We start from the raw sequence: 19,286 nt of genomic DNA, 5'->3' as shown, positions 1-19,286 counted from the left end.
GCCGGCCAATTCGTCAGCGACGCAGTTCGAGCTTCTCGATCAGCGTCTGGTAGCGCGCTTCATCCTTGCGCTTGAGATAATCAAGCAGGCTGCGACGCTGGGAAACGAGCGCAAGCAGGCCACGACGGGAATGGTTGTCCTTCTTGTGGTCCTTGAAGTGCTCGGTCAGGTTCTTGATACGCTCGGAAAGGATGGCAACCTGCACTTCCGGCGAACCGGTGTCACCGGCAACGGTAGCAAACTGGGTCAGCAGTTCCTTCTTGCGTTCAGCAGTAATCGACATCGCATTTTTCCTTTCTCAATGGAGGAAACGAGGCGCCCAGAGCCGGGATGTCGTCCAGCAAGGGTCGATGAGCATCACGCAATCCAGCGCGATGTTGCGGCGCGTATAGTGCAAAAAAACGCAAAAAGCCAGCGCATATTCGCAAGGCTGGCCTGAGCGCAGCGCGCGCCAGCCCCTTCCGGGCCTAGAGCCACTTCTTCCATTTGAAGAAACTGACCAGCCCTATCGCTACCAGCGCCATGAAAACAAGAGCAACCGGATAGCCGTAATAGGCCTTCAGCTCCGGCATGTTCCATGGCGATGCCGCCGGGTCGAAATTCATGCCCCAGACGCCGACAAGGAAAGTAAGCGGAATGAAGATCGCTGAGACGATGGTGAGCAGACTGATCACCTCGTTGGTCCGTGCCTGGCTGAGCGAGAGATGCATTTCGATCAGGCCGGTCGTCATATCGCGCTGCGTATCCGCCAGTTCCACGAGTCGATAGGCATGATCCAGCGTGTCGTTGAGGAAAATCTTCGTCTCCGGCTTGATGTAGGCGGCATCGGAGCGCACCAGCCCCGCCAGCGCATCACGCAGCGAAAGCATCGTCCGGTGCAGCTGGCCGGCGTGACGGCGCTGTTCGTGCAGAATACGGACCTGCTGCTTGTGTGGATGACGCAGCATCGCATCCTCGACCTCGTCAGTGCGGGCGCTGGCGTTTTCGATCAAGGGAAAGAACGAGTCGACGATGGCATCGATAAGCGCGTAAGCGAGATAATCGGCTCCACGCGAACGCAAGCGATTGGGCATCGAGGCGACGATACGCTTGCGCACCGGATCGAAAGGATCACCTTCGCGCTGCTGGAAGGTAATGACGAACCCCTTGCCGAAGAACAGGGAAATCTGCTCATAGCGGTAGGTGGCGGGGTCATCGATCATATTGACGACGACAAAGGCGTGGTCGTCGAAAAACTCAGCCTTTGGTCGCTGGCCGGTGTTGACGACGTCTTCCAGGGCCAGTGGATGCAGGCCGAACTGCTTACCGATCTGCTCGATCAACTCGACATTTGCCAGGCCGACACAATCCAGCCAGACAAGCGGCCATTTTTCGCAATGCGTCTTGAGGTCATCGAGGCTGGCGTCGTCGATCTTTTCGCAGCGGTCGCGATCGATCAGCGTCAGACTAAGCTCACTACGCCGTGCCCTGGGGTCGGCAATCAACGTGCCGGGCGAAGCGCCTATAGGTGAGCGCTTCGCCATTCCCGGCTCTCGCTTCCGAACCGTTTCCGCTTTTGTCATACGAGCCTCGAGCGAATCCCTGGCGCGTATACTAGAGCATTTCCGCTTCTGTCCGAATCCCGGAAATGTCCTAACCTATTGTTTCTACGCAATTCCGGACACAAGACCGTTGCGCGCGCTGCCGGAATTGATCTGGTGGGACGGGCCTCAGCCCGCAAAGACCCGCTTGGGCTTGAACATGCCCTGCTCGATGGCGCCGATGGCGACCAGCTTGCCTCGCGCGGTAGCGCATGCCTCTTCCGCCTCCAGTGGTGCATCGCGACCGCGGATGATGACGGAATTGCCAAGCCGGATCTTCGTGGCCGCATCATCACTGATGGCGACCTGTGGCAGGCATTCCAGCGCTGCGGCGGTGTCGATCAGGAAGTCGTCCAGCGCAGCGTGACGCTCCGTGCCGGAGAACGGCGCATCGTCGCCTTCTGCTGCCGGAGGCAGCGCAGCCTCCAATTCAGCGATGGTGACGAAATCCTCCGACGTAAACGGATCGACCTCGGTGCGGCGCAGGTCCGCGATATGACCAAAGCAGCCGAGGTCACGTCCCATGTCACGCGCCAGCGAACGGACATAGGTGCCCTTGCCGCATTCGACCTCGAAAATGGTGCGGTCGGTGCCGTGTTCAACGATGTCGAGGCGCCCGATCTCGACCTCGCGGGCGGGTATCTCGACCGTCTCGCCGTCGCGGGCAAGATCATAGGCACGCTCTCCGGCGATCTTGATGGCGGAGAACTGCGGCGGCGTCTGCATGATGACGCCGGTGTAATTGGGAAGCAGCGTGCGGACATCCGCTTCGCTCGGACGCTTGTCCGAATTCTTCGTCACCGGCCCCTCGAGGTCGTCGGTGCTGCGCTCTTCGCCCCAAGCGACGGTAAAGCGGTAGATCTTGGCACCATCCTGCACATAGGGCACGGTCTTGGTCGCATCGCCCAGGGCGATCGGCAGCATGCCGGAAGCAAGCGGATCGAGCGTACCAGCATGTCCAGCCTTTTCAGCCTGAAACAGCCATTTCACCTTGGATACGGCTTCGGTGGACCCCATGCCAACCGGTTTGTCCAGGATCAGCCAGCCGGAAATCGGACGGCCCTTCTTCTTACCGCGACGCGCCATTACTCGTCGTTCTCCTTGTCAGTGTCATTCTCGTCGTGGCCAAGGTCGCGCGCCACTTCCGGCGAATGCAGCAACTCGTTGATCTTTGAGAAATTGTCGTAGCTGGTGTCGAGCCGGAAGCGGAATTCCGGCATGTATTTCATCTGCCGCAATGCAGGCGACATGCGCCCGCGGATGAAACGGGCATTGCGGTTCAGCGCTTCGACGACCGCCTTGTCGTCCTTGGCGCCGAGCGGCGCAACGAAAGCGGTGGCGATTTTCAAATCGGGCGACATGCGCACTTCCGATACCGAGATGACCGTCATCTCGATAAGGTCATCTCGCACGTCGCCGCGCTGCAGCATTTCGGACAAGGCATGGCGCACCTGCTCGCCGACGCGCAGCATGCGTTGGGAAGGGGCACTGGATTGCTGTCTACTCATTTCAATCTCTCAGATGGGAAAGCTGCACGGACAAGTGACAGCAATGGCGCGAAGGCCATTTGCATGGAAATTACAATCACATGAGACCGTCCAGCCATTGGCCGGATCTTAGGTGGATCGATGCGGGTGGCCCCGAACATTAGCCGACCTAACCCGTTTGCGGAGTGGGACCGCAGCCACGGTTGTCATCAGAGGAGAGCGGCTGACGCCGCCCTCCCGTTTTCGCCAGGCCCTTAGAGTTTGCGGGTCACCATCTCGACGCGGAAGCACTCGATGATGTCGCCGACCTGGATGTTCTCGTAGTTCTGGAAGGCCATGCCGCATTCCTGGCCGACCGGCACTTCCGGAACTTCGTCCTTGAACCGCTTCAGAGTCTTCAGCGTACCCTCGTGGATAACCACGTTGTCGCGGATCAGGCGCACACCGGCGCCGCGCTCGACGCGGCCTTCCGTGACACGGCAACCTGCGACCTTGCCGGTCTTGGTGATGTGGAAGACCTCGAGGATCTCCGCATTGCCAAGGAAGGTTTCGCGGCGCTCCGGCGAAAGCAGGCCTGACATCGCATCCTTAACGTCATCCACCAGGTTGTAGATGATGTTGTAATAACGGATCTCGATGCCGGCATGCTCGGCGGCAGCCCTCGCCTGTACATTGGCGCGGACGTTGAAGCCAATGATCGCCGCGCCCGAGGTTTCGGCCAGGGTGACATCGCTTTCGGTGATGGCGCCGGCACCGGCATGGACAATACGGGCACGAACTTCGTCGGTGCCGAGCTTGTCCAGTGCCGTCACGATCGCTTCGATGGAACCCTGCACGTCGCCCTTGATGATGAGCGGGAATTCCTTCAGCCCGCTCGCCTGCAACTGCGACATCATCTGTTCCAGCGAGCCACGCTGGGTTGCGTGCTTGGCAACGGCCTTGTCGCGGGCAAGACGCTGGCGATACTCCGTGATCTCACGGGCACGCGCTTCGTTGTTGACAACCGCGAAACGGTCACCAGCCTGCGGAGTACCCTGGAGGCCAAGGATTTCCACCGGCATGGCTGGCGGCGCCTCTTTGACCTGCTCGCCGCGGTCATTGACCAGCGCGCGCACACGGCCCCATTCGTTGCCGGCAACGAGGATTTCGCCCGGCATCAGCGTGCCGGTCTGCACCAGCACGGTGGCAACCGGACCACGTCCCTTGTCGAGGCGAGCTTCGATGACGACACCTTCCGCCGTACGGTCCGGATTGGCCTTGAGGTCAAGGATTTCGGACTGCAGCAGAATGGCTTCCAACAATTTGTCGAGGCCTGCGCCGGTCTTGGCCGACACTTCGACGTCGAGCACTTCACCGCCCATCGATTCGACGAACACTTCGTGCTGCAGGAGCTGCGTGCGCACCTTCTGCGGATCCGCGGACGGCTTGTCGACCTTGTTGATGGCCACGATGATCGGAACGCCGGCCGCTTTGGCATGGCTGATCGATTCGATCGTCTGCGGCATCACGCTATCGTCGGCGGCGACCACCAGGATCGCGATGTCGGTGGCTTGGGCGCCACGGGCGCGCATCGCCGTGAAGGCAGCATGGCCTGGTGTGTCAATGAAGGTGATCTTCTGACCGTCCTTCTCGACCTGATAGGCGCCAATATGCTGTGTGATGCCACCGGCTTCACCGGAAACCACATTGGCGTGACGCAGGGCATCGAGCAGCGAGGTCTTGCCGTGGTCTACGTGACCCATGATGGTTACCACCGGCGGCCGCGATTCGAGATCTTCGTCGCGGTCGGCGATGTTGAACAGGCCTTCCTCGATGTCCGATTCGGCGACACGCTTGACGGTGTGACCGAATTCCGAAGCCACCAGTTCGGCGGTGTCGGCATCGATTACATCGCCCGGCTTCAGGATCTGGCCTTGCTTCATGAAGTACTTGACCACGTCCACGGCGCGCTCGGACATGCGCTGTGCCAGTTCCTGGATCGTGATCGTCTCAGGAATGGTCACTTCACGCACCACCTTTTCGCGCGGCTCATTGTGCATCGCGCGCTTGAACTTCTCCTGGCGACGACGCATGGCCGACAGTGAACGCGCACGGGCGTCGCCATCCTCGGAAGACGTCGCCGTGTTGAGCGTCAGCTTGCCGCGGCGCCGGTCTTCCTCGGCCTTGGTCGGCTTGGCCGCTTTCGCCAGTTCAGGCGTCACGAGACGGCGTGGCGGCAAAGCCGAAGGAGCACCACTACGACCGCGCGGCTTGGTTTCTTCCTCCTCGGCTGCCACCTGATCGGCAGTCTGCGGCGCACGGCGGCGTGCTTCCTCTTCGGCGCGGCGGCGACCTTCGGCCTCGGCCTTGATGCGGGCCTCTTCCTCGGCCTGACGGCGCGCGGATTCCTCACGCTCGCGCTTGCGGCGCTCTTCTTCCTCGGCGCGGCGCCTCGCATCCTCGCTGGCGCGCTGGCGATCTTCGATTTCGCGCGCTTGAGAGCCCTCAAGGGCCCGGCGGCGGGCTTCCATTTCGCCGCGCGACAGTTCGTTCAGCACCATACCACCACGATCTTGCTGAGGCGGCGTCGGGCGACGCTGCTCCTGCACGACCGGAGCGGCCTGCTGCGGCCGAGGTTGCGGCTGAGCCTGAACCTGTGGCTGGGCCGGAGCCTGCGGCTGGGCCTGAGGCTGCGGCTGGGCCGGTGCCTGAACCTGTGGTTGCGGCTGAGGTTGTGGCTGAGGCGCGGCCGGCTTCGGCGCGAAAACCGACGGTGCGACCGGTGCGGCCTGCTCGCCAGGCTTTACGAACTTGCGCTTGGTCTCGACCACGACCTGCTTGGTGCGGCCATGCGAGAAATTCTGGCGCACGGTGCTCTGTTCGATACCCGGGCGCTTCAGCGTCAATGTCTTCTTGGGCGTAACACTCAGCGTCTTGTCGTCGCCCGAATTCGTATCACTCATTCCATATCCTCTGCGGCATCATCATCGCCGGCAACAGCCGCAATCATTGCCAGATCGTCCGGGGAACCGCCCCGGTAACGGTCGAGCGCAACCATGCGCTTCACGGCCGCCTTACCCGCGTCGCTCGCGAGAACGGCAGCATGTATCACATTTGTCCCCCCCAATGCCAAACCCAAATCCGCTTCCGCGAAAAGTTTGTATGCGGGAATAGCGGGGCCGCCGAGATGGGCGGTGGCCCGGCGTGCCTGGGTGATCTTGCGCACTCCATCCTCGGAGGCTTCGAATGCGTGCAGGACAAGTGCCGCCTTACCGGAGCGCACGACACTGTCGACCTTGGCGGCGCCAAGCGCAACCGCACCGGCCTTGCGGGCTAATCCGAGCGCGCCCAGGGCCGAGCGCATGAACAGCCCCTCGACCATAGCGCCGAGTTCCGGCGGAACGACGACCTGCTTCTTGAAGGCGCGGGCAAAGTGCCCCTTTGCCGAGGCCTTATCAACAGTAACGCGGTCGGCGCTGACCCAGCAGCCCCGACCGGGCAATGTTCTCTTGAGATCTGGAACGACGGCCGAATCCGGACCGACGACGAAACGGATCAGGTCATCCGTTTCGGCGGTCTTCCTTGTGACGATGCAGGTGCGATCGTTCATCTCGGACAAGGGTTGCTCCGGCCGGTTTCATCTTACGCGCCGGTGGTTTCGGCGTCAGCGACCTCAGCCTGGGCTTCCTCTTCGGAAATCCAACCAGCCTTGAGGCGCGCAGCCAGAACCATCTGCTCGGCTTCAGTCTTGGAAATACCGTGCGCGGCAAGCACGCCCGGGAATACCTTGGTCTCGCCGTCCTTGCGCTCTTTCCAACCGACGAGATCGTCGGCAGCGTAGCCGGCGAAGTCCTCGATGGTCTTCACGCCGTCCTCACCCAGCGTCACCATCATCGCGGTGGTTACGCCCGGGATTTCACGCAGTTCGTCCTTGACGCCCAGCTTCGTGCGGGCGGCGTCGTGCTCGGCCTCGACCTTCTCGAGATGTTCGCGGGCACGATTCTGAATCTCGGTCGCGGTGTCGTCGTCGAAGCCGTCGATCGAGGAAATCTCACCGGCGTCGACATAAGCCACTTCCTCAACCGAGGTGAAGCCTTCCGAGGCCAGCACCTGGCCAACCATCTCGTCAACGTCGAGAGCTTCCATGAACAGGTTGGAGCGTTCGACGAATTCTTTCTGGCGGCGCTCGCTCTCTTCCTGCTCGGTCAGGATATCGATATCCCACCCGGTCAGCTGCGAAGCAAGGCGCACGTTCTGGCCGCGGCGGCCGATGGCCAGCGACAGCTGATCGTCCGGCACCACCACTTCGATGCGCTCCGCATCTTCATCCAGAACAACCTTGGCGACTTCCGCCGGCTGCAAGGCGTTGACGATAAAGGAGGCTGCGGAAGGCGACCACGGAATGATATCGATCTTTTCGCCCTGCAGCTCGCCGACAACGGCCTGGACGCGCGAACCACGCATACCGACGCAGGCGCCAACCGGGTCGATCGAAGAATCGCGGCTGATGACGGCGATCTTGGCGCGCGAGCCCGGATCGCGGGCAACCGACTTGATCTCGATGATGCCGTCGTAGATTTCCGGCACTTCCATGGTGAACAGCTTCGCCATGAACTGCGGATGAGTCCGCGACAGGAAGATCTGCGGGCCGCGCTGCTCGCGGCGCACGTCGTAAACATAGGCGCGGACGCGATCGCCATACTTGTAGTTTTCGCGAGGAATCAGCTCGTCACGGCGGATGATCGCTTCACCACGGCCGAGATCGACGATGACGTTGCCATATTCGACGCGCTTGACGGTACCGTTGACGATCTCGCCGATGCGATCCTTGTATTCGTCATACTGACGGTCGCGTTCGGCCTCGCGAACCTTCTGCACGATGACCTGCTTGGCCGACTGCGCGGCGATGCGGCCGAAATCCATCGGCGGCAGCTGTTCAGCGATGAAATCGCCGAGCTGCGCATCGGGATTGCGCTCGCGCGCCGAAAACAGCGAAATCTGCGTGGCGTAGTCCTCGACGTTTTCGACGACTTCCATCAGGCGTTGCAGCTTCATCTCACCGGTGTTCGGATTGATGTCGGCGCGGATATTGGTTTCCTGGCCGTAACGCGAGCGCGCGGCCTTCTGGATCGCGTCGGCCATCGCGGCAATCACGATCGACTTGTCGATCGACTTTTCGCGCGCGACTGCGTCTGCAATCTGCAGCAGTTCGAGCCTGTTGGCGCTTACAACCATCTTAGTCTCCCTGAACAGGGCCGCCTTCACCGGCGGCCGCTCATTCACTTTTCGGCTTCGGTTTCTTCTGCGGCGTCATCGTCACCGCGGTGTTTCTTGGCGTCCTTGCGTGCCCGGTTGTCCTTCGACAAGGCTTCGCGGATCAAATCGTCGGTCAGCACGAGATGGGCTTCGGCGATCGTGTCATATGGAATGCGTACTGTCGGCTCTTCGCCGTAGGCTGCCTTGTCACGCTCTAGCAGGATGCCTTCGGCATCGGCTTCGGCGATCTTGCCCTTGAAGCGTTTGCGGTCGGCGACGAGGACCGAGGTCTCCAACTTGACCAGATGGCCGGCCCAGGCGACGAAATCGGACGTACGAACCAGTGGCCGGTCGATACCAGGCGACGACACTTCCAGATGATACGCCTTCTCAATGGGATCGTCGACATCAAGCGCCGGCGAAACCGCCCGGCTGACTTCTTCACAATCCTCGACGGTCATGGTGCCGTCTTCGCGTTCGGCCATGATCTGCAGCGTCAGACCATGTTGGCCCGACAGGCGCACACGCACGAGACGGAAGCCCATGCCACGCAGAACGGGCTCAACGATGATGGCGATGCGTGCATCGATACCGCTCTCGCGGATGATACGGTCGTCGCTATCGGCCTGGCTTGAAGTCATGCGGTGTCCGCTACTCGAATCTCTTGGCTGCGGCCGGTAACAAAAAAGAGCGGGACCGGGTGGACCCACTCTTCGTCATACCGACCAAGAATTTGAAGCCGATATAACAATGGCGGTGGTGAAATGCAAGGCTGGCGCGAAATCGGCGCCGATTTCCCCATCCATGCGTGATCTGCATGGCAGCTTTGCCTTCAAAGCCCTGTTAGAGGGCCGGCTTGCTTCCTATGTTTTGTGCAGTGCAGCAAAAAGCTGTATGGAAAAAGATGGAGTAAAACCGTGCGCACCAGCAGAACCGCGATCCGCAATCTGATCGACATCGTCGGCAGCGCGATCAATGCGGCCGGCGCCGTGGAAGGCAACCGAGCGCCTAAGGGCAACGACCTGCGCCGCCTCGGCATCGACCCGGTCGAGTTCGGCAAGATTCGCCGCATCTGACATGAAAGGCGGAGGCCCAAGCCTCCGCCCCGATCGGAGCAGCGAGCGGCATTCAAGCCGCCCAGCACAGAAATTGGCTCAGTCGCTATCGCCGCCGAGCTGTGACAGCACCTGATCCTTGCCGCGCCAGCGCAGGTAGAGCGGCACGACTACCGCCGCAATTGCAAGCACCCAAAGCCCGATCGCGATCCACGAATGGAACAGCACCGAAGGATCGCCCTGGCTGATGGCGACAGCGCGGCGCAGTTGCTGTTCGGCCAGCGGTCCCAGAATCAATCCCACCACGACAGGCGCGATCGGATAGTGGAAGCGCCGCAAGCCGTAGCCGAGCAGGCCGAAAGCCAGCAGCATGCCGAGTTCGAAGGTTGACGGGTTGGCGCCAATGGTGCCGAGCGTCGCGAACATCAGAATACCGGCGTAAAGCCATGGCGTCGGAATGGTGAGCAGCCTCACCCACACCCCGATCAAGGGCAGGTTCAGCACCAGCAGCATCAGATTGGCCACCAGCAGGCTGGCGATAAGGCCCCAGACCAGTTGCGGATTGCTGACGAACAGCAACGGCCCCGGCTGAAGTCCGAACTGCTGGAAACCAGCCAGCATGATGGCAGCAGTCGCCGTCGTTGGCAGGCCGAGCGTCAGCAACGGCACCAGCGTGCCAGCCGCGGAAGCATTGTTGGCCGCCTCTGGCCCGGCGACGCCCTCGATGGCGCCCTTGCCGAATTCCTCCGGCTTTTCCGCCAGTTGCCTTTCCACCGAGTAGGACAGGAAGGTGCCGATCTCGGCACCGCCGGCCGGCATGGCACCGATGGGGAAGCCGATCGCGGTACCGCGCAGCCACGGCTTCCAGGATCGACGCCAGTCCTCGCGCGTCATCCAGACCGAACCCTTGATCGCCTGAATTGTCGAATCGCCTCCCTTGGCAGCGGCAACGGAGAGAGCTTCGCCGATTGCAAACAGCGCCACGGCCAGCGTTGTCACCTCGACGCCGTCGAGCAGGTCCGGGATGCCGAAAGCAAGCCGCGCCTGGCCGGTCTGCAGGTCGATGCCGATCAGGCCGAGCAGCAGACCGATGAACAGCGAAGTCAGGCCTCGCAGCGTCGATTCGCCGAAGGCGGCTGATACGGTCATGAAGGCGAGCACCATCAGACCGAAGTATTCGGCGGGACCGAAAGAAAGCGCCAGTTTCACCACGGCCGGCGCGATGAAGGCGAGGCCGATGGTAGCGATCAGACCCGCGACGAAGGAGCCGATGGCGGCAGTGGCAAGGGCAGGACCGCCCCGCCCTGCGCGCGCCATCTTGTTGCCTTCGAGCGCAGTGACGATGGAGGAGCTTTCACCCGGCGTATTGAGCAGGATCGAGGTGGTCGAGCCACCATACATGCCGCCATAGTAGATGCCGGCGAACATGATGAGCGAGCCAGCCGGGTCGAGTTTGTAAGTGACCGGCAAAAGCAGCGCGACCGTCAGCGCCGGACCGATGCCCGGCAAGACACCAACGGCTGTGCCCAAGGTCACGCCGATCAGCGCGTAAAGTAGGTTCATCGGCTGCAGGGCAACCACGAGCCCGTGCGCCAGAAGTTCGAACGTCGTCATGGGCCTCGTCCCCTAGTCCCGTTCAAAACAAAAGATGTTCAAGAGGACCGGCGGGCAGCGAAAGCGAAAGGCCACGCGCGAAGATCACCCAGATGACGTAGGCAAGCACGATGCCAAGTGGGATCGTCTTCCACAGAGGCCCCTTGCCGAAGGCGCGCGCCGTGGCTGCAAACAGAAGTCCAGTGGCAATCGAGAACCCGGCGACTTTCAGAAGCAGCATTTGCGCCGCCAGCCCGCCGACGATCCAAAGGATCGGGCTGATCTGTTGCTGTTCGCGCTCAGGAAAATCGCCACGCCAGGCCTCTATCGCCGTCCAGATCGCCAGGACGAAAAAAACAGCTGCGATCACATACGGAAACGTGGTCGGACCGATGCGGGCATAGCTCGCAGCCCCGGCCTGCCTTGCAGTCGACCAGACGACCACGATGGCCACGACAACCAGTGCGGCAGCGATGGCAAGCGCCGCCCAGTCCGGGCGGCGCGACATCTGTTTGGACGTGTTTTCGCTCATTTGACCAGGCCGATGTCCTTAAGCACACCGGCCGTGAGCTCGGTGTCCTTCTTCAACTGCGTGGTGAAGTCGTCCCCGGCCAGGTAGGTGTTCTCCCAGCCCTTATCGGCGAGGATTTTCTGCCAGGCGGCGGACTTTGCCATCTTTTCGATGTCGGCAAGGACCGCTGCCTTCTGCTCCGCGCTGATGCCGGGAGCCGCGGCAACCATGCGCCAGTTCTGGATGGCGACATCGACGCCAGCTTCCTTGAAGGTCGGCGCTTCGATGCCTGGAATCGGCTTTTCACTGGAAATACCGATGAGGCGCAGGGTGCCTGCCTTTACCTGTTCCGAGAATTCGCCGTAGCCCGAGATGCCGACCGTGACCTGGTTGCCAAGCAGAGCCGCAAGCGCCTCGCCGCCACCCGAGAAGGCGATGTAGTTGACCTTGGTCGGATCAACGCCGACCGCCTTGGCAATGAGACCAGCGGTGATGTGGTCGGTGCCGCCGGCAGAACCGCCGCCCCACGAAACCGAACCCGGATCCGCCTTGAGCTTGGCGATCAACCCAGCCATGTCCTTGATGTCGGAAGCGGCAGGCACCACCACCACTTCATACTCGCCGGTCAAGCGCGCGATCGGCGTCACCTGATCGAGCGTCACCGGCGAATTGTTGGTCAGGATGCCGCCGACCATGACATAGCCGCCAACGAGCAGTTGCGAAGGATCGCCGTTCGCCTGGTTGACGAATTGCGCAAGTCCTATGGTGCCGGCGGCACCCGGCACGTTGGTTACCTGCACCGAGCCGGAAATCTTCTCGTCCTGCAATGCGGTCTGCATGGAGCGCGCGGTCTGGTCCCAGCCGCCGCCGGGTGCAGCCGGAGCCATGATCTTGTAGTCGGCGGCGAAGGCCGGAATGGCCATCACGCTCGCCACGATGGTCGCCAGAAGGAATTTCTTCACGGTCTCTCTCCCTTGAGACGCAGCCCATTGGGGTCGGCTGGCGTCATGTTCGCATTGGTTCGCGCCGCACGACCGGCGTCGCGTCGAGACAACCCTGGGAGAATGATGGTTTGAGCGGCTGCCGCCGAAGGCTGCTGCCTTCGTGCTGGCACCGTTACGGTCCCTCTCCTCCCAGACCTGCAGGCCCGACTGCCTCCAACAGCCAAACCGACAGAAATGCTAACCGAGCAAGCTGACATCTGACTGACATCCTGCTCGCACGGCGATCATGACTTAAACATGATGCCTTTGCCAACGCTTCCTGATCAGCGCCCCTGTAGAGCAGCGTTCCAGCGCTCGACCAGGCGGGTTCGTTTGACCTGATCGAGATAGACAAGAAGACCGGGGCTCACCGGGACCGGACGCAATTGCGCGCCCATCGTGGCCTGGATGGCGTTGGCGGTGTTTTCACCGGACACATCCGGATTGACGGCCGCGATGTGGAGATCGCGCGCCATGATGGTCTGGCCCTCTGCAGACATGAAGTAGGCGAGCAAGGCACGCCCCAGATCCGGTGACGCCGCGGCCTTCGGTACCAGGCCGATGCGCGACATGACGACCGTATAGTCCCGCGGCATGACGATGCCGACATCGGGATTTCTGGCCGCCCAATCCGTCGCATAGGAGCCGAGGATGTTATAGCCCAGCACCGCGCGACCATCGGCAATGCGCTCCAGGATCGCGGCGCTCCTGGAGTAGAGCTTCACGCCGGCCTTTCCCATGCTGCGGATCACCGACCAGATGTCAGGAAACTGTTCCTGATCGCGCGCCATGAACATGAAACCGACGCCGGAACGCTCAATGTCGTAGGTGGCGATCCTGCCCTGGACACCTTCGGCATTGCGCTCGAGGTAATCGACGAACTGCGCACGTGTCGCCGGCGGCGAAACATCGCGAAAACTCGGCTTGTGATAGACGAAGACCGCAGGCTCGAAGGTCAGTGCATAGGCAGTGTTGCGCCAGTTCGCCCAGCGCGGCCAGCGCGCGCTCATCGGCATGTTGCTTTCCTGCGCATAACCATCATTGGCGAGTTTGACCTGCAGATCCATCGCGGAAGAAAAAGCGACGTCGCCGGTTTTCTGGCCTGCATTGGTCTCTTCGGTGACGCGCGTGTAGATGTCGCCTGTGAGCAATTCCTCATACCGCACGGCGACGGCGGGATTGGAGCGGCGAAACCCCTCGATCATGCCCCTGGCCAAAGGTGCGTCGAGTGCCGAATAGACGACCAGCGTGCGCGCGCCGGCATCACCGTTGAGAGCCGGGAAAAGCGTTGTCTCAGCCAGCACAGGCCTCGAAAGCAAAACCAACAGAGCAAAGACCAGAAAGCGCATAGCGACCAACTTGCCCGAGCCCGCGATCATCCACAAGCGTCGCCCATTGCGGCGGTTTGGAGCACACGAAAGACCTGTCAGGGCGGAATGCGATCAGATGGATCGGCGCTCCGCTCTGTGTCTTTGTCTTGCGCATGATCGTCATCCGAAAAGTCTGCAACTTTTCGGGATCATGCTCTAGGTTCGGCAAAACAATTTCGACGAGGAACTGCGTTGCGCATTCTGGTTGTGGAGGACACGCAGACACTAGCCGATGGGCTGGTGGCCGTGCTGAAAGGCAGCGGCTACGCGGTCGACCACGTCATTGATGGCCAATCGGCACTGGCCGTGCTTGCCGCCGAACGCGTGGACCTGGTCATCCTCGATCTCAATTTGCCAGGCATGGACGGGCTCCAGGTCCTGCGCACCATCCGGGCCCGCCAGGATGGGCCGGGTGTGCTTATCCTGAGCGCGCGTGCCGACCTGCATGACAAGATCAAAGGATTGGATCTCGGCGCCGACGACTACATGACCAAGCCGTTCGACGTCGACGAGCTGGAAGCACGTGTGCGCATGCTGCTGCGCCGCCATGCCGGGCTGAAGTCGTCGACGGTTTCGTTCGGCGAGGTGATCTTCGATCTCACCTCGCGCAGCTTCTCCGGCGGTGGCATGCCGCTTGACCTCCCCGCCCGTGAAGTCAGCCTGCTCGAAACACTGTTCCTGCGCGCAGGAAAGGTGGTGACGAAACAATCGATCCTGGAATCGCTGTCCGGCTTCGACGAAGAGCTGTCCTTCAACGCCATCGAACAATATGTCAGCCGGCTTCGGCGCAGGCTTGCCCCGCACGGTGTAACCGTGCGTACAGCGCGTGGCATCGGCTACTATCTCGAGAAGGTGTCGCGAGACATGGAAGCCCCTCGCTGATGGCCGCCAGTACACCCTATTCGCTACGCCGCCGTCTCCTGTTCTGGCTGCTCGTGCCGTTAATCGCGATCGGACTGATCGCCTTGCTGGACACCTGGCGGGAAGCGATCGGAACGGCAAACGCGGCGTCGGACCGTGTGCTTGCAGGCTCGGCGCTGGCGATTGCGGAGCGTGTCGTCGTTTCAGAAGAAGGTACCCTTGAGGTCGACATCCCTTATGTGGCGCTGGAAATGCTGACATCGGCGGCGCAGGATCGGGTCTTCTACCGCGTCGATGGTCCGCCGGGCACGTTCATCACCGGCTATGACACGCTACCGACGATGCCCGCGCCTCCGCCGGAAAAAGCCCAGTTTTCCGAAGCGATGTTTCGTGGCGAGCCGATCCGGCTGGCGGCACTGGCCCGCTCGGCCTCGACCGGTGTCGACTCCATTCCTTTCGTGGTCACCGTTGCCGAGACCACCATTGCGCGAACCCAGCTCGCTCAGACCATCCTGCTGCACTCGGCTCTGCGGCTGGTGGTGCTGATCGGTGGCGCGGCCCTGATCACCTGGTTCGCCGTCAATGCGTCGCTGCAGCCGCTCTATCGCCTGCGTGCGGCAATCGCCGAACGCAGCCCGGACGACCTTCATCCCATCGACGACCGGGTGCCGGGTGAGGTGCGCGGGCTGGTCGAAACGGTGAATTCCTTCATGGTGCGGCTCGGTTCCGCCCTGTCCGGCCTGCGCAACTTCACTGGCAACGCCAGCCATCAGTTGCGCACACCGATGACCATCGTTCGCACGCAACTTGCACTCGCCGGTCGCGCCAAGTCGCTCGATGAGGCCAAGGCTGCAGCGCAGACGGCAGACACGGCGATCGTGCGGGCAGAGCATGTGCTTTCGCAATTGCTGCTGCTGGCGCGCATTGAAGCTGCTGCATCGGACGGAATCGATACGAAATCGGTCGATCTCGCCGCCATCGCCATGGAGAGCGTTGCCGATCGCGTCATGAAGGCAAATGCCGCTGGCAGCGATCTCGGCTTCGAGGGCAGCGAGCCTGTCATCATTCGGGGCGAAGCGCTGCTCATCGGCGAACTGGTCGGCAATCTGGTCGACAATGCCATTGCTTATGCCGGCAGCGGGGCCGAGATCACGGTGCGAGTATCCGGCGGCCCGAAAACGGTGCTGGAAGTCGAGGACAACGGCCCGGGCATTGCGCCCGAAAAACTGGCCGCCGTGAGGGCGCGGTTCTCGCGTGGCGCCGATGCCGACAAGCCCGGCAGCGGGCTCGGCCTGCCGATCGTTGAAGAAATCGCCGAGCTGTTCGGTGGCAAACTGACCCTGTCGGTCGCGGCAGGCGGTCGCGGGCTCAAGGCGCTGGTGGCGTTTCCACCCCTTGACCCTCCGGCCGCGGCCGCACTAAGCGAGGGACAATTCCCCACGAAGGATCACCCAGCATGACAGTTTCGCGCGTATTGTCGGATGCTTTCATTCCCGAACTGCCGAACTACTACCGCGGCAAGGTGCGCGACAACTACGACCTGCCCGATGGCCGCCGCATCATTGTCGCCACAGACCGCCTGAGCGCCTTCGACGTTGTTTTGACCTCGATCCCTTTCAAGGGACAGGTGCTGACGCAGACCGCGCGGTACTGGTTCGAAGAAACCGCCGACATCTGTCCCAATCACGTGCTCGACTATCCCGATCCCAATGTCGTTGTGGGTACGCGGCTGGACATCCTGCCGGTGGAGATCGTGGTGCGCGGCTACCTGGCCGGCAGCACCGGTACGTCGATCCTGACCAAATACCGCAACGGCGAACGCGAAATGTATGGCATGCGTCTGCCCGACGGGCTGCGCGACAATGAACAATTGCCCGAGCCGATCATCACACCGACCAGCAAAGCCTTCGACGGTGGCCATGACGAGCCGCTGTCAGGCGCCGACATCCTTGCCAAGCGCCTGCTGAGTGAAGAGCAGTGGGACACAGTTTCCAGCTACGCGTTGAAATTGTTCGCCCGTGGCCAGACCCGTGCCGCCGAGCGCGGCCTGATCCTGGTCGACACCAAATATGAATTCGGTGTCGACCGCGACGGCCGCATCGTGCTCGCCGACGAGGTCCATACACCAGATTCGAGCCGCTACTGGCTGGCGGACAGCTATGCCGAAAGCTTCGAGGCGGGCGAACGTCCACGCAGCTTCGACAAGGATTTCGTGCGTGCCTGGGTGACGGCGCGCTGCGATCCCTACAAAGACGCCATTCCCGACATCCCTGCCGATCTCGTCGAGCAGACCTCACGCATCTATACCCAGGCCTATGAAGCGATTACCGGCAAAACCTTCGCTCCAGACCTCTCTGAAGGGAGCGTCCTGGAGCGACTTCGCAAAAACCTGAAGCAGTATTTTTGAACGCAGAAACCTGATGCAGGCCGCAACTCGCTGCCGGTTGTGATCTCACATCCGGCGGAATGTGAGATAGGCCGTGCGCCGTCCCTCGCGGATCGCCTTGGCCTCGTAGCGCGTGCTTTCCCAGCCCGGGTAAGGCGTGTGCCAGTCAGCCGCCTCGCCAGCCTGCCATTCGAAGCCCGAATGCGCGTGGCAATGCTGCAGGGTCCAGTTCACGTAAGTGTCGATATCGGACGCAAAGCAGAAGCGACCGCCCGGCTTCAGGACGCGCGCGAAACGGTCGAGATTGACCGGATTTACGAAACGCCGCTTCCAGTGCCGTTTCTTGGGCCATGGGTCGGGATAAAGCAGGTCGATCCAGTCGAGCGAGGCTTCCGGCAGCCAGTCGAGCAGCAAGGCTGCGTCGTCGTCGAAGACACGAAGATTGCCCGCCGGCGCTTTTGCCAGCGCCATCATCATCTTGGCCATGCCGTTGATGAAGGGTTCGGCGCCGATGAAGCCGGTGTCCGGATGCGTCAGCGTTTCCTGACGCAAATGCTCGCCACCGCCGAAGCCGATTTCGAGCCGTACGGAAGAAACGGGAGCCTCGAAGAGGCTTCCCAGATCTTTCGGTGCAGGCTGTTTCAAGTCGAGCCGGTAACGCTCGAGGCCTTTCTCGAGCGCCGTGGCCTGTGCCGGGCGGATGGTCTTACCCTTCCGCCGGCCGAAGAAGGCCTCACTCAACCGGCTGCGCCTGCCCTGCTCTTCCATGGCCGCATCCGCCGTCAGGCGGCCACGGCGTCCTTGAGCGCCTTGGCCAGATCGGTCTTCTCCCAGGAGAAAGAGCCGTCACGGCCCGCCTTGCGGCCGAAATGGCCATAGGAGGAGGTCTTGGCGTAGATCGGCTTGTTGAGGTCGAGATGCCGGCGGATGCCCGACGGCGACAGATCCATGACCTTGCGCAGCGCGCCTTCCAGCTTTGCTTCGTCAACGGAGCCCGTACCATGCAGGTCGACATAGACCGACAGCGGCTGCGCAACGCCGATGGCGTAGGAGAGCTGAATGGTGCAGCGATCGGCCAACTTGGCCGCCACGACGTTCTTGGCAAGGTAACGCGCGGCATAGGCCGCCGAACGATCGACCTTGGTGGTGTCCTTGCCGGAGAAGGCGCCGCCGCCGTGCGGTGCGGCACCGCCATAGGTGTCGACGATGATCTTGCGGCCGGTAAGGCCGGCGTCGCCGTCAGGCCCGCCGATCACAAACTTGCCGGTCGGGTTGATGTACCAGTTGCAATCATTTGCAATCTTCAGCTCACCAAGGGCTTCGCGGATGTAAGGCTCCACGACCTTGCGAACCTTCTTGGAATCCCAGCTTTCTTCGAGATGCTGGGTGGAGAGCACGATCTGCGTGACTTCGGCGGCCTTGCCGTCGACATACTTCACCGTGACCTGGCTCTTGGCGTCCGGACCAAGCCTACCCGCATCGCCATGGTTCTTGTGGCGGGCATCAGCCAGAAGCTCGAGGATCTTGTGGCTGTAGTAGATCGGCGCTGGCATCAGATCCGGCGTTTCGCGGCAGGCATAACCGAACATGATGCCCTGGTCGCCGGCACCTTCTTCGCCCTGACGATCAGCAGCGTTATCGACGCCCTGGCCAATGTCAGGCGACTGTCCGTGCAGCAGCACATCGATCTTTGCGGTCTTCCAGTGGAAACCCGACTGCTCGTAGCCGATGGCGCGAATGGCCTTGCGCGCCACGGACTTGAACTTGGAGGGGTTGACCACCGGATGTCCAGCCGCATCCTTCAGGATGTTCCCGGCCTTGTCTTTCTTGAGAAGTGTCTCCGGCACCCGCACTTCGCCAGCAATGACGACGCGGTTGGTGGTGGCAAGCGTCTCGCAGGCGACGCGGACCTTCCAAGGGTCCATGCCGGTCTTCTTGGCTTCGCGGTAGACGAGATCGACGATCTCGTCGGAGATGCGGTCGCACACCTTGTCGGGGTGCCCCTCGGATACGGATTCCGATGTGAAGAGATAGTTCTGCCGTGACACGGGTGATCCCTCTAGAAAGCAATCGGCAGACTGCCGATCTGGCGGGCCACGTGTTAGCGGGGCCGCGCCAGCCTCGTCAAGACGATTGCGGAGTAACGGATATCAAAGGCAGGCAAGGCGATGGAACAAAATACCAGGCACAGCCGGACAAAGAGCCAAGCTGACCATAGTCTCTGC

At 61.8% G+C, this 19,286-nt stretch carries 19 protein-coding genes; 4 read left to right on the top strand and 15 right to left on the bottom strand.

Features of this window, described 5'->3' with window-relative positions:
• Positions 1–13: 13 nt before the first annotated feature.
• The 8 genes from rpsO to rimP all read right to left on the bottom strand — a co-directional run bounded on the left by rpsO (position 14) and on the right by rimP (position 8,943).
• Positions 14–283 (bottom strand): 30S ribosomal protein S15, encoded by a 270-nt coding sequence (gene rpsO, locus AC3WTO_RS02120; protein WP_492459026.1) that lies wholly within the window; start codon positions 281–283, stop codon positions 14–16.
• Positions 284–467: 184 nt separating this feature from the next.
• Positions 468–1,562 (bottom strand): magnesium/cobalt transporter CorA, encoded by a 1,095-nt coding sequence (gene corA / locus AC3WTO_RS02115; RefSeq protein WP_492459025.1) that lies wholly within the window; start codon positions 1,560–1,562, stop codon positions 468–470.
• Between the two features lie 147 nt (positions 1,563–1,709).
• Entirely contained in the window at positions 1,710–2,666 is a 957-nt protein-coding gene (gene truB, locus AC3WTO_RS02110) for a tRNA pseudouridine(55) synthase TruB (protein WP_492459024.1), read from the bottom strand.
• Complete coding sequence (rbfA, locus tag AC3WTO_RS02105; RefSeq protein WP_492459023.1) at positions 2,666–3,088, bottom strand: 30S ribosome-binding factor RbfA; 423 nt, start codon at positions 3,086–3,088, stop codon at positions 2,666–2,668. The genes truB and rbfA overlap by 1 nt, the downstream gene beginning before the upstream one ends.
• Positions 3,089–3,321: 233 nt before the next feature.
• Complete coding sequence (gene infB, locus AC3WTO_RS02100; RefSeq protein WP_492459022.1) at positions 3,322–6,009, bottom strand: translation initiation factor IF-2; 2,688 nt, start codon at positions 6,007–6,009, stop codon at positions 3,322–3,324.
• Positions 6,006–6,656 (bottom strand): RNA-binding protein, encoded by a 651-nt coding sequence (locus tag AC3WTO_RS02095; protein WP_492460014.1) that lies wholly within the window; start codon positions 6,654–6,656, stop codon positions 6,006–6,008. Before AC3WTO_RS02095 ends, infB begins: the two co-directional genes overlap by 4 nt.
• A 32-nt stretch (positions 6,657–6,688) precedes the next feature.
• Complete coding sequence (gene nusA, locus AC3WTO_RS02090) at positions 6,689–8,281, bottom strand: transcription termination factor NusA (protein WP_492459021.1); 1,593 nt, start codon at positions 8,279–8,281, stop codon at positions 6,689–6,691.
• Between the two features lie 44 nt (positions 8,282–8,325).
• The gene (gene rimP, locus AC3WTO_RS02085; protein ID WP_492459020.1) at positions 8,326–8,943 is read right to left on the bottom strand and encodes a ribosome maturation factor RimP; all 618 of its coding nucleotides are present in this window, start codon (positions 8,941–8,943) and stop codon (positions 8,326–8,328) included.
• Between the two features lie 276 nt (positions 8,944–9,219).
• Between rimP and AC3WTO_RS02080 the strand changes: the two genes are divergently transcribed.
• Complete coding sequence (locus tag AC3WTO_RS02080) at positions 9,220–9,378, top strand: hypothetical protein (RefSeq protein ID WP_492459019.1); 159 nt, start codon at positions 9,220–9,222, stop codon at positions 9,376–9,378.
• A 78-nt stretch (positions 9,379–9,456) separates the two neighbouring features.
• On the opposite strand, the gene AC3WTO_RS02075 is transcribed toward AC3WTO_RS02080, so the two are convergent.
• From AC3WTO_RS02075 to AC3WTO_RS02055, 5 genes are all read right to left on the bottom strand, one after another.
• A complete protein-coding gene (locus AC3WTO_RS02075; RefSeq protein WP_492459018.1) occupies positions 9,457–10,971 on the bottom strand; it encodes a tripartite tricarboxylate transporter permease in 1,515 nt (504 codons plus the stop codon).
• A 22-nt stretch (positions 10,972–10,993) separates the two neighbouring features.
• Complete coding sequence (locus AC3WTO_RS02070; protein WP_492459017.1) at positions 10,994–11,482, bottom strand: tripartite tricarboxylate transporter TctB family protein; 489 nt, start codon at positions 11,480–11,482, stop codon at positions 10,994–10,996.
• Entirely contained in the window at positions 11,479–12,423 is a 945-nt protein-coding gene (locus tag AC3WTO_RS02065) for a Bug family tripartite tricarboxylate transporter substrate binding protein (RefSeq protein WP_492459016.1), read from the bottom strand. Before AC3WTO_RS02065 ends, AC3WTO_RS02070 begins: the two co-directional genes overlap by 4 nt.
• A 305-nt stretch (positions 12,424–12,728) precedes the next feature.
• Positions 12,729–13,793, bottom strand: coding sequence for an ABC transporter substrate-binding protein (locus AC3WTO_RS02060; RefSeq protein WP_492460013.1), 1,065 nt, complete (start codon positions 13,791–13,793; stop codon positions 12,729–12,731).
• Positions 13,738–13,929 (bottom strand): hypothetical protein, encoded by a 192-nt coding sequence (locus tag AC3WTO_RS02055; protein ID WP_492460062.1) that lies wholly within the window; start codon positions 13,927–13,929, stop codon positions 13,738–13,740. The genes AC3WTO_RS02060 and AC3WTO_RS02055 overlap by 56 nt, the downstream gene beginning before the upstream one ends.
• 77 nt (positions 13,930–14,006) lie before the next feature.
• On the opposite strand from AC3WTO_RS02055, the gene AC3WTO_RS02050 reads away from it, so the two are divergent.
• Genes AC3WTO_RS02050 through AC3WTO_RS02040 form a run of 3 tightly spaced genes read left to right on the top strand, consistent with a single transcriptional unit; the run spans position 14,007 to position 17,082 of the window.
• Positions 14,007–14,696, top strand: coding sequence for a response regulator transcription factor (locus tag AC3WTO_RS02050; RefSeq protein ID WP_492459015.1), 690 nt, complete (start codon positions 14,007–14,009; stop codon positions 14,694–14,696).
• Entirely contained in the window at positions 14,696–16,135 is a 1,440-nt protein-coding gene (locus AC3WTO_RS02045) for a sensor histidine kinase (protein ID WP_492459014.1), read from the top strand. The genes AC3WTO_RS02050 and AC3WTO_RS02045 overlap by 1 nt, the downstream gene beginning before the upstream one ends.
• Complete coding sequence (locus tag AC3WTO_RS02040; RefSeq protein ID WP_492459013.1) at positions 16,132–17,082, top strand: phosphoribosylaminoimidazolesuccinocarboxamide synthase; 951 nt, start codon at positions 16,132–16,134, stop codon at positions 17,080–17,082. The genes AC3WTO_RS02045 and AC3WTO_RS02040 overlap by 4 nt, the downstream gene beginning before the upstream one ends.
• Positions 17,083–17,127: 45 nt before the next feature.
• Here the strand turns inward: AC3WTO_RS02040 and trmB are convergent, their stop codons facing one another.
• Both trmB and metK read right to left on the bottom strand, forming a co-directional pair.
• Entirely contained in the window at positions 17,128–17,829 is a 702-nt protein-coding gene (trmB, locus tag AC3WTO_RS02035; RefSeq protein ID WP_492459012.1) for a tRNA (guanine(46)-N(7))-methyltransferase TrmB, read from the bottom strand.
• 14 nt (positions 17,830–17,843) lie between these two features.
• Positions 17,844–19,109 carry a methionine adenosyltransferase gene (gene metK / locus AC3WTO_RS02030; protein WP_492459011.1) on the bottom strand — a complete coding sequence of 422 codons (1,266 nt, stop codon included), beginning with the start codon at positions 19,107–19,109 and terminating at the stop codon, positions 17,844–17,846.
• Positions 19,110–19,286 lie beyond the last annotated feature (177 nt).

The sequence above is a fragment of the Mesorhizobium sp. EU05-FHT14A09 genome (genome assembly GCF_058790995.1).
Note: the sequence above shows the minus strand (reverse complement) of the source record. Positions and strands in the feature narration are given on the sequence as shown.

Excerpts from the sequence above, each read along its gene's own strand:
- rpsO (WP_492459026.1), bottom strand. The coding sequence starts at position 283 with ATGTCGATTACTGCTGAACGCAAGAAGGAACTGCTGACCCAGTTTGCT.
- corA (WP_492459025.1), bottom strand. The coding sequence starts at position 1,562 with ATGACAAAAGCGGAAACGGTTCGGAAGCGAGAGCCGGGAATGGCGAAG.
- truB (WP_492459024.1), bottom strand. The coding sequence starts at position 2,666 with ATGGCGCGTCGCGGTAAGAAGAAGGGCCGTCCGATTTCCGGCTGGCTG.
- rbfA (WP_492459023.1), bottom strand. The coding sequence starts at position 3,088 with ATGAGTAGACAGCAATCCAGTGCCCCTTCCCAACGCATGCTGCGCGTC.
- infB (WP_492459022.1), bottom strand. The coding sequence starts at position 6,009 with ATGAGTGATACGAATTCGGGCGACGACAAGACGCTGAGTGTTACGCCC.
- AC3WTO_RS02095 (WP_492460014.1), bottom strand. The coding sequence starts at position 6,656 with ATGAACGATCGCACCTGCATCGTCACAAGGAAGACCGCCGAAACGGAT.
- nusA (WP_492459021.1), bottom strand. The coding sequence starts at position 8,281 with ATGGTTGTAAGCGCCAACAGGCTCGAACTGCTGCAGATTGCAGACGCA.
- rimP (WP_492459020.1), bottom strand. The coding sequence starts at position 8,943 with ATGACTTCAAGCCAGGCCGATAGCGACGACCGTATCATCCGCGAGAGC.
- AC3WTO_RS02075 (WP_492459018.1), bottom strand. The coding sequence starts at position 10,971 with ATGACGACGTTCGAACTTCTGGCGCACGGGCTCGTGGTTGCCCTGCAG.
- AC3WTO_RS02070 (WP_492459017.1), bottom strand. The coding sequence starts at position 11,482 with ATGAGCGAAAACACGTCCAAACAGATGTCGCGCCGCCCGGACTGGGCG.
- AC3WTO_RS02060 (WP_492460013.1), bottom strand. The coding sequence starts at position 13,793 with ATGCGCTTTCTGGTCTTTGCTCTGTTGGTTTTGCTTTCGAGGCCTGTG.
- AC3WTO_RS02055 (WP_492460062.1), bottom strand. The coding sequence starts at position 13,929 with ATGCGCAAGACAAAGACACAGAGCGGAGCGCCGATCCATCTGATCGCA.
- AC3WTO_RS02045 (WP_492459014.1), top strand. The coding sequence starts at position 14,696 with ATGGCCGCCAGTACACCCTATTCGCTACGCCGCCGTCTCCTGTTCTGG.
- AC3WTO_RS02040 (WP_492459013.1), top strand. The coding sequence starts at position 16,132 with ATGACAGTTTCGCGCGTATTGTCGGATGCTTTCATTCCCGAACTGCCG.
- trmB (WP_492459012.1), bottom strand. The coding sequence starts at position 17,829 with ATGGAAGAGCAGGGCAGGCGCAGCCGGTTGAGTGAGGCCTTCTTCGGC.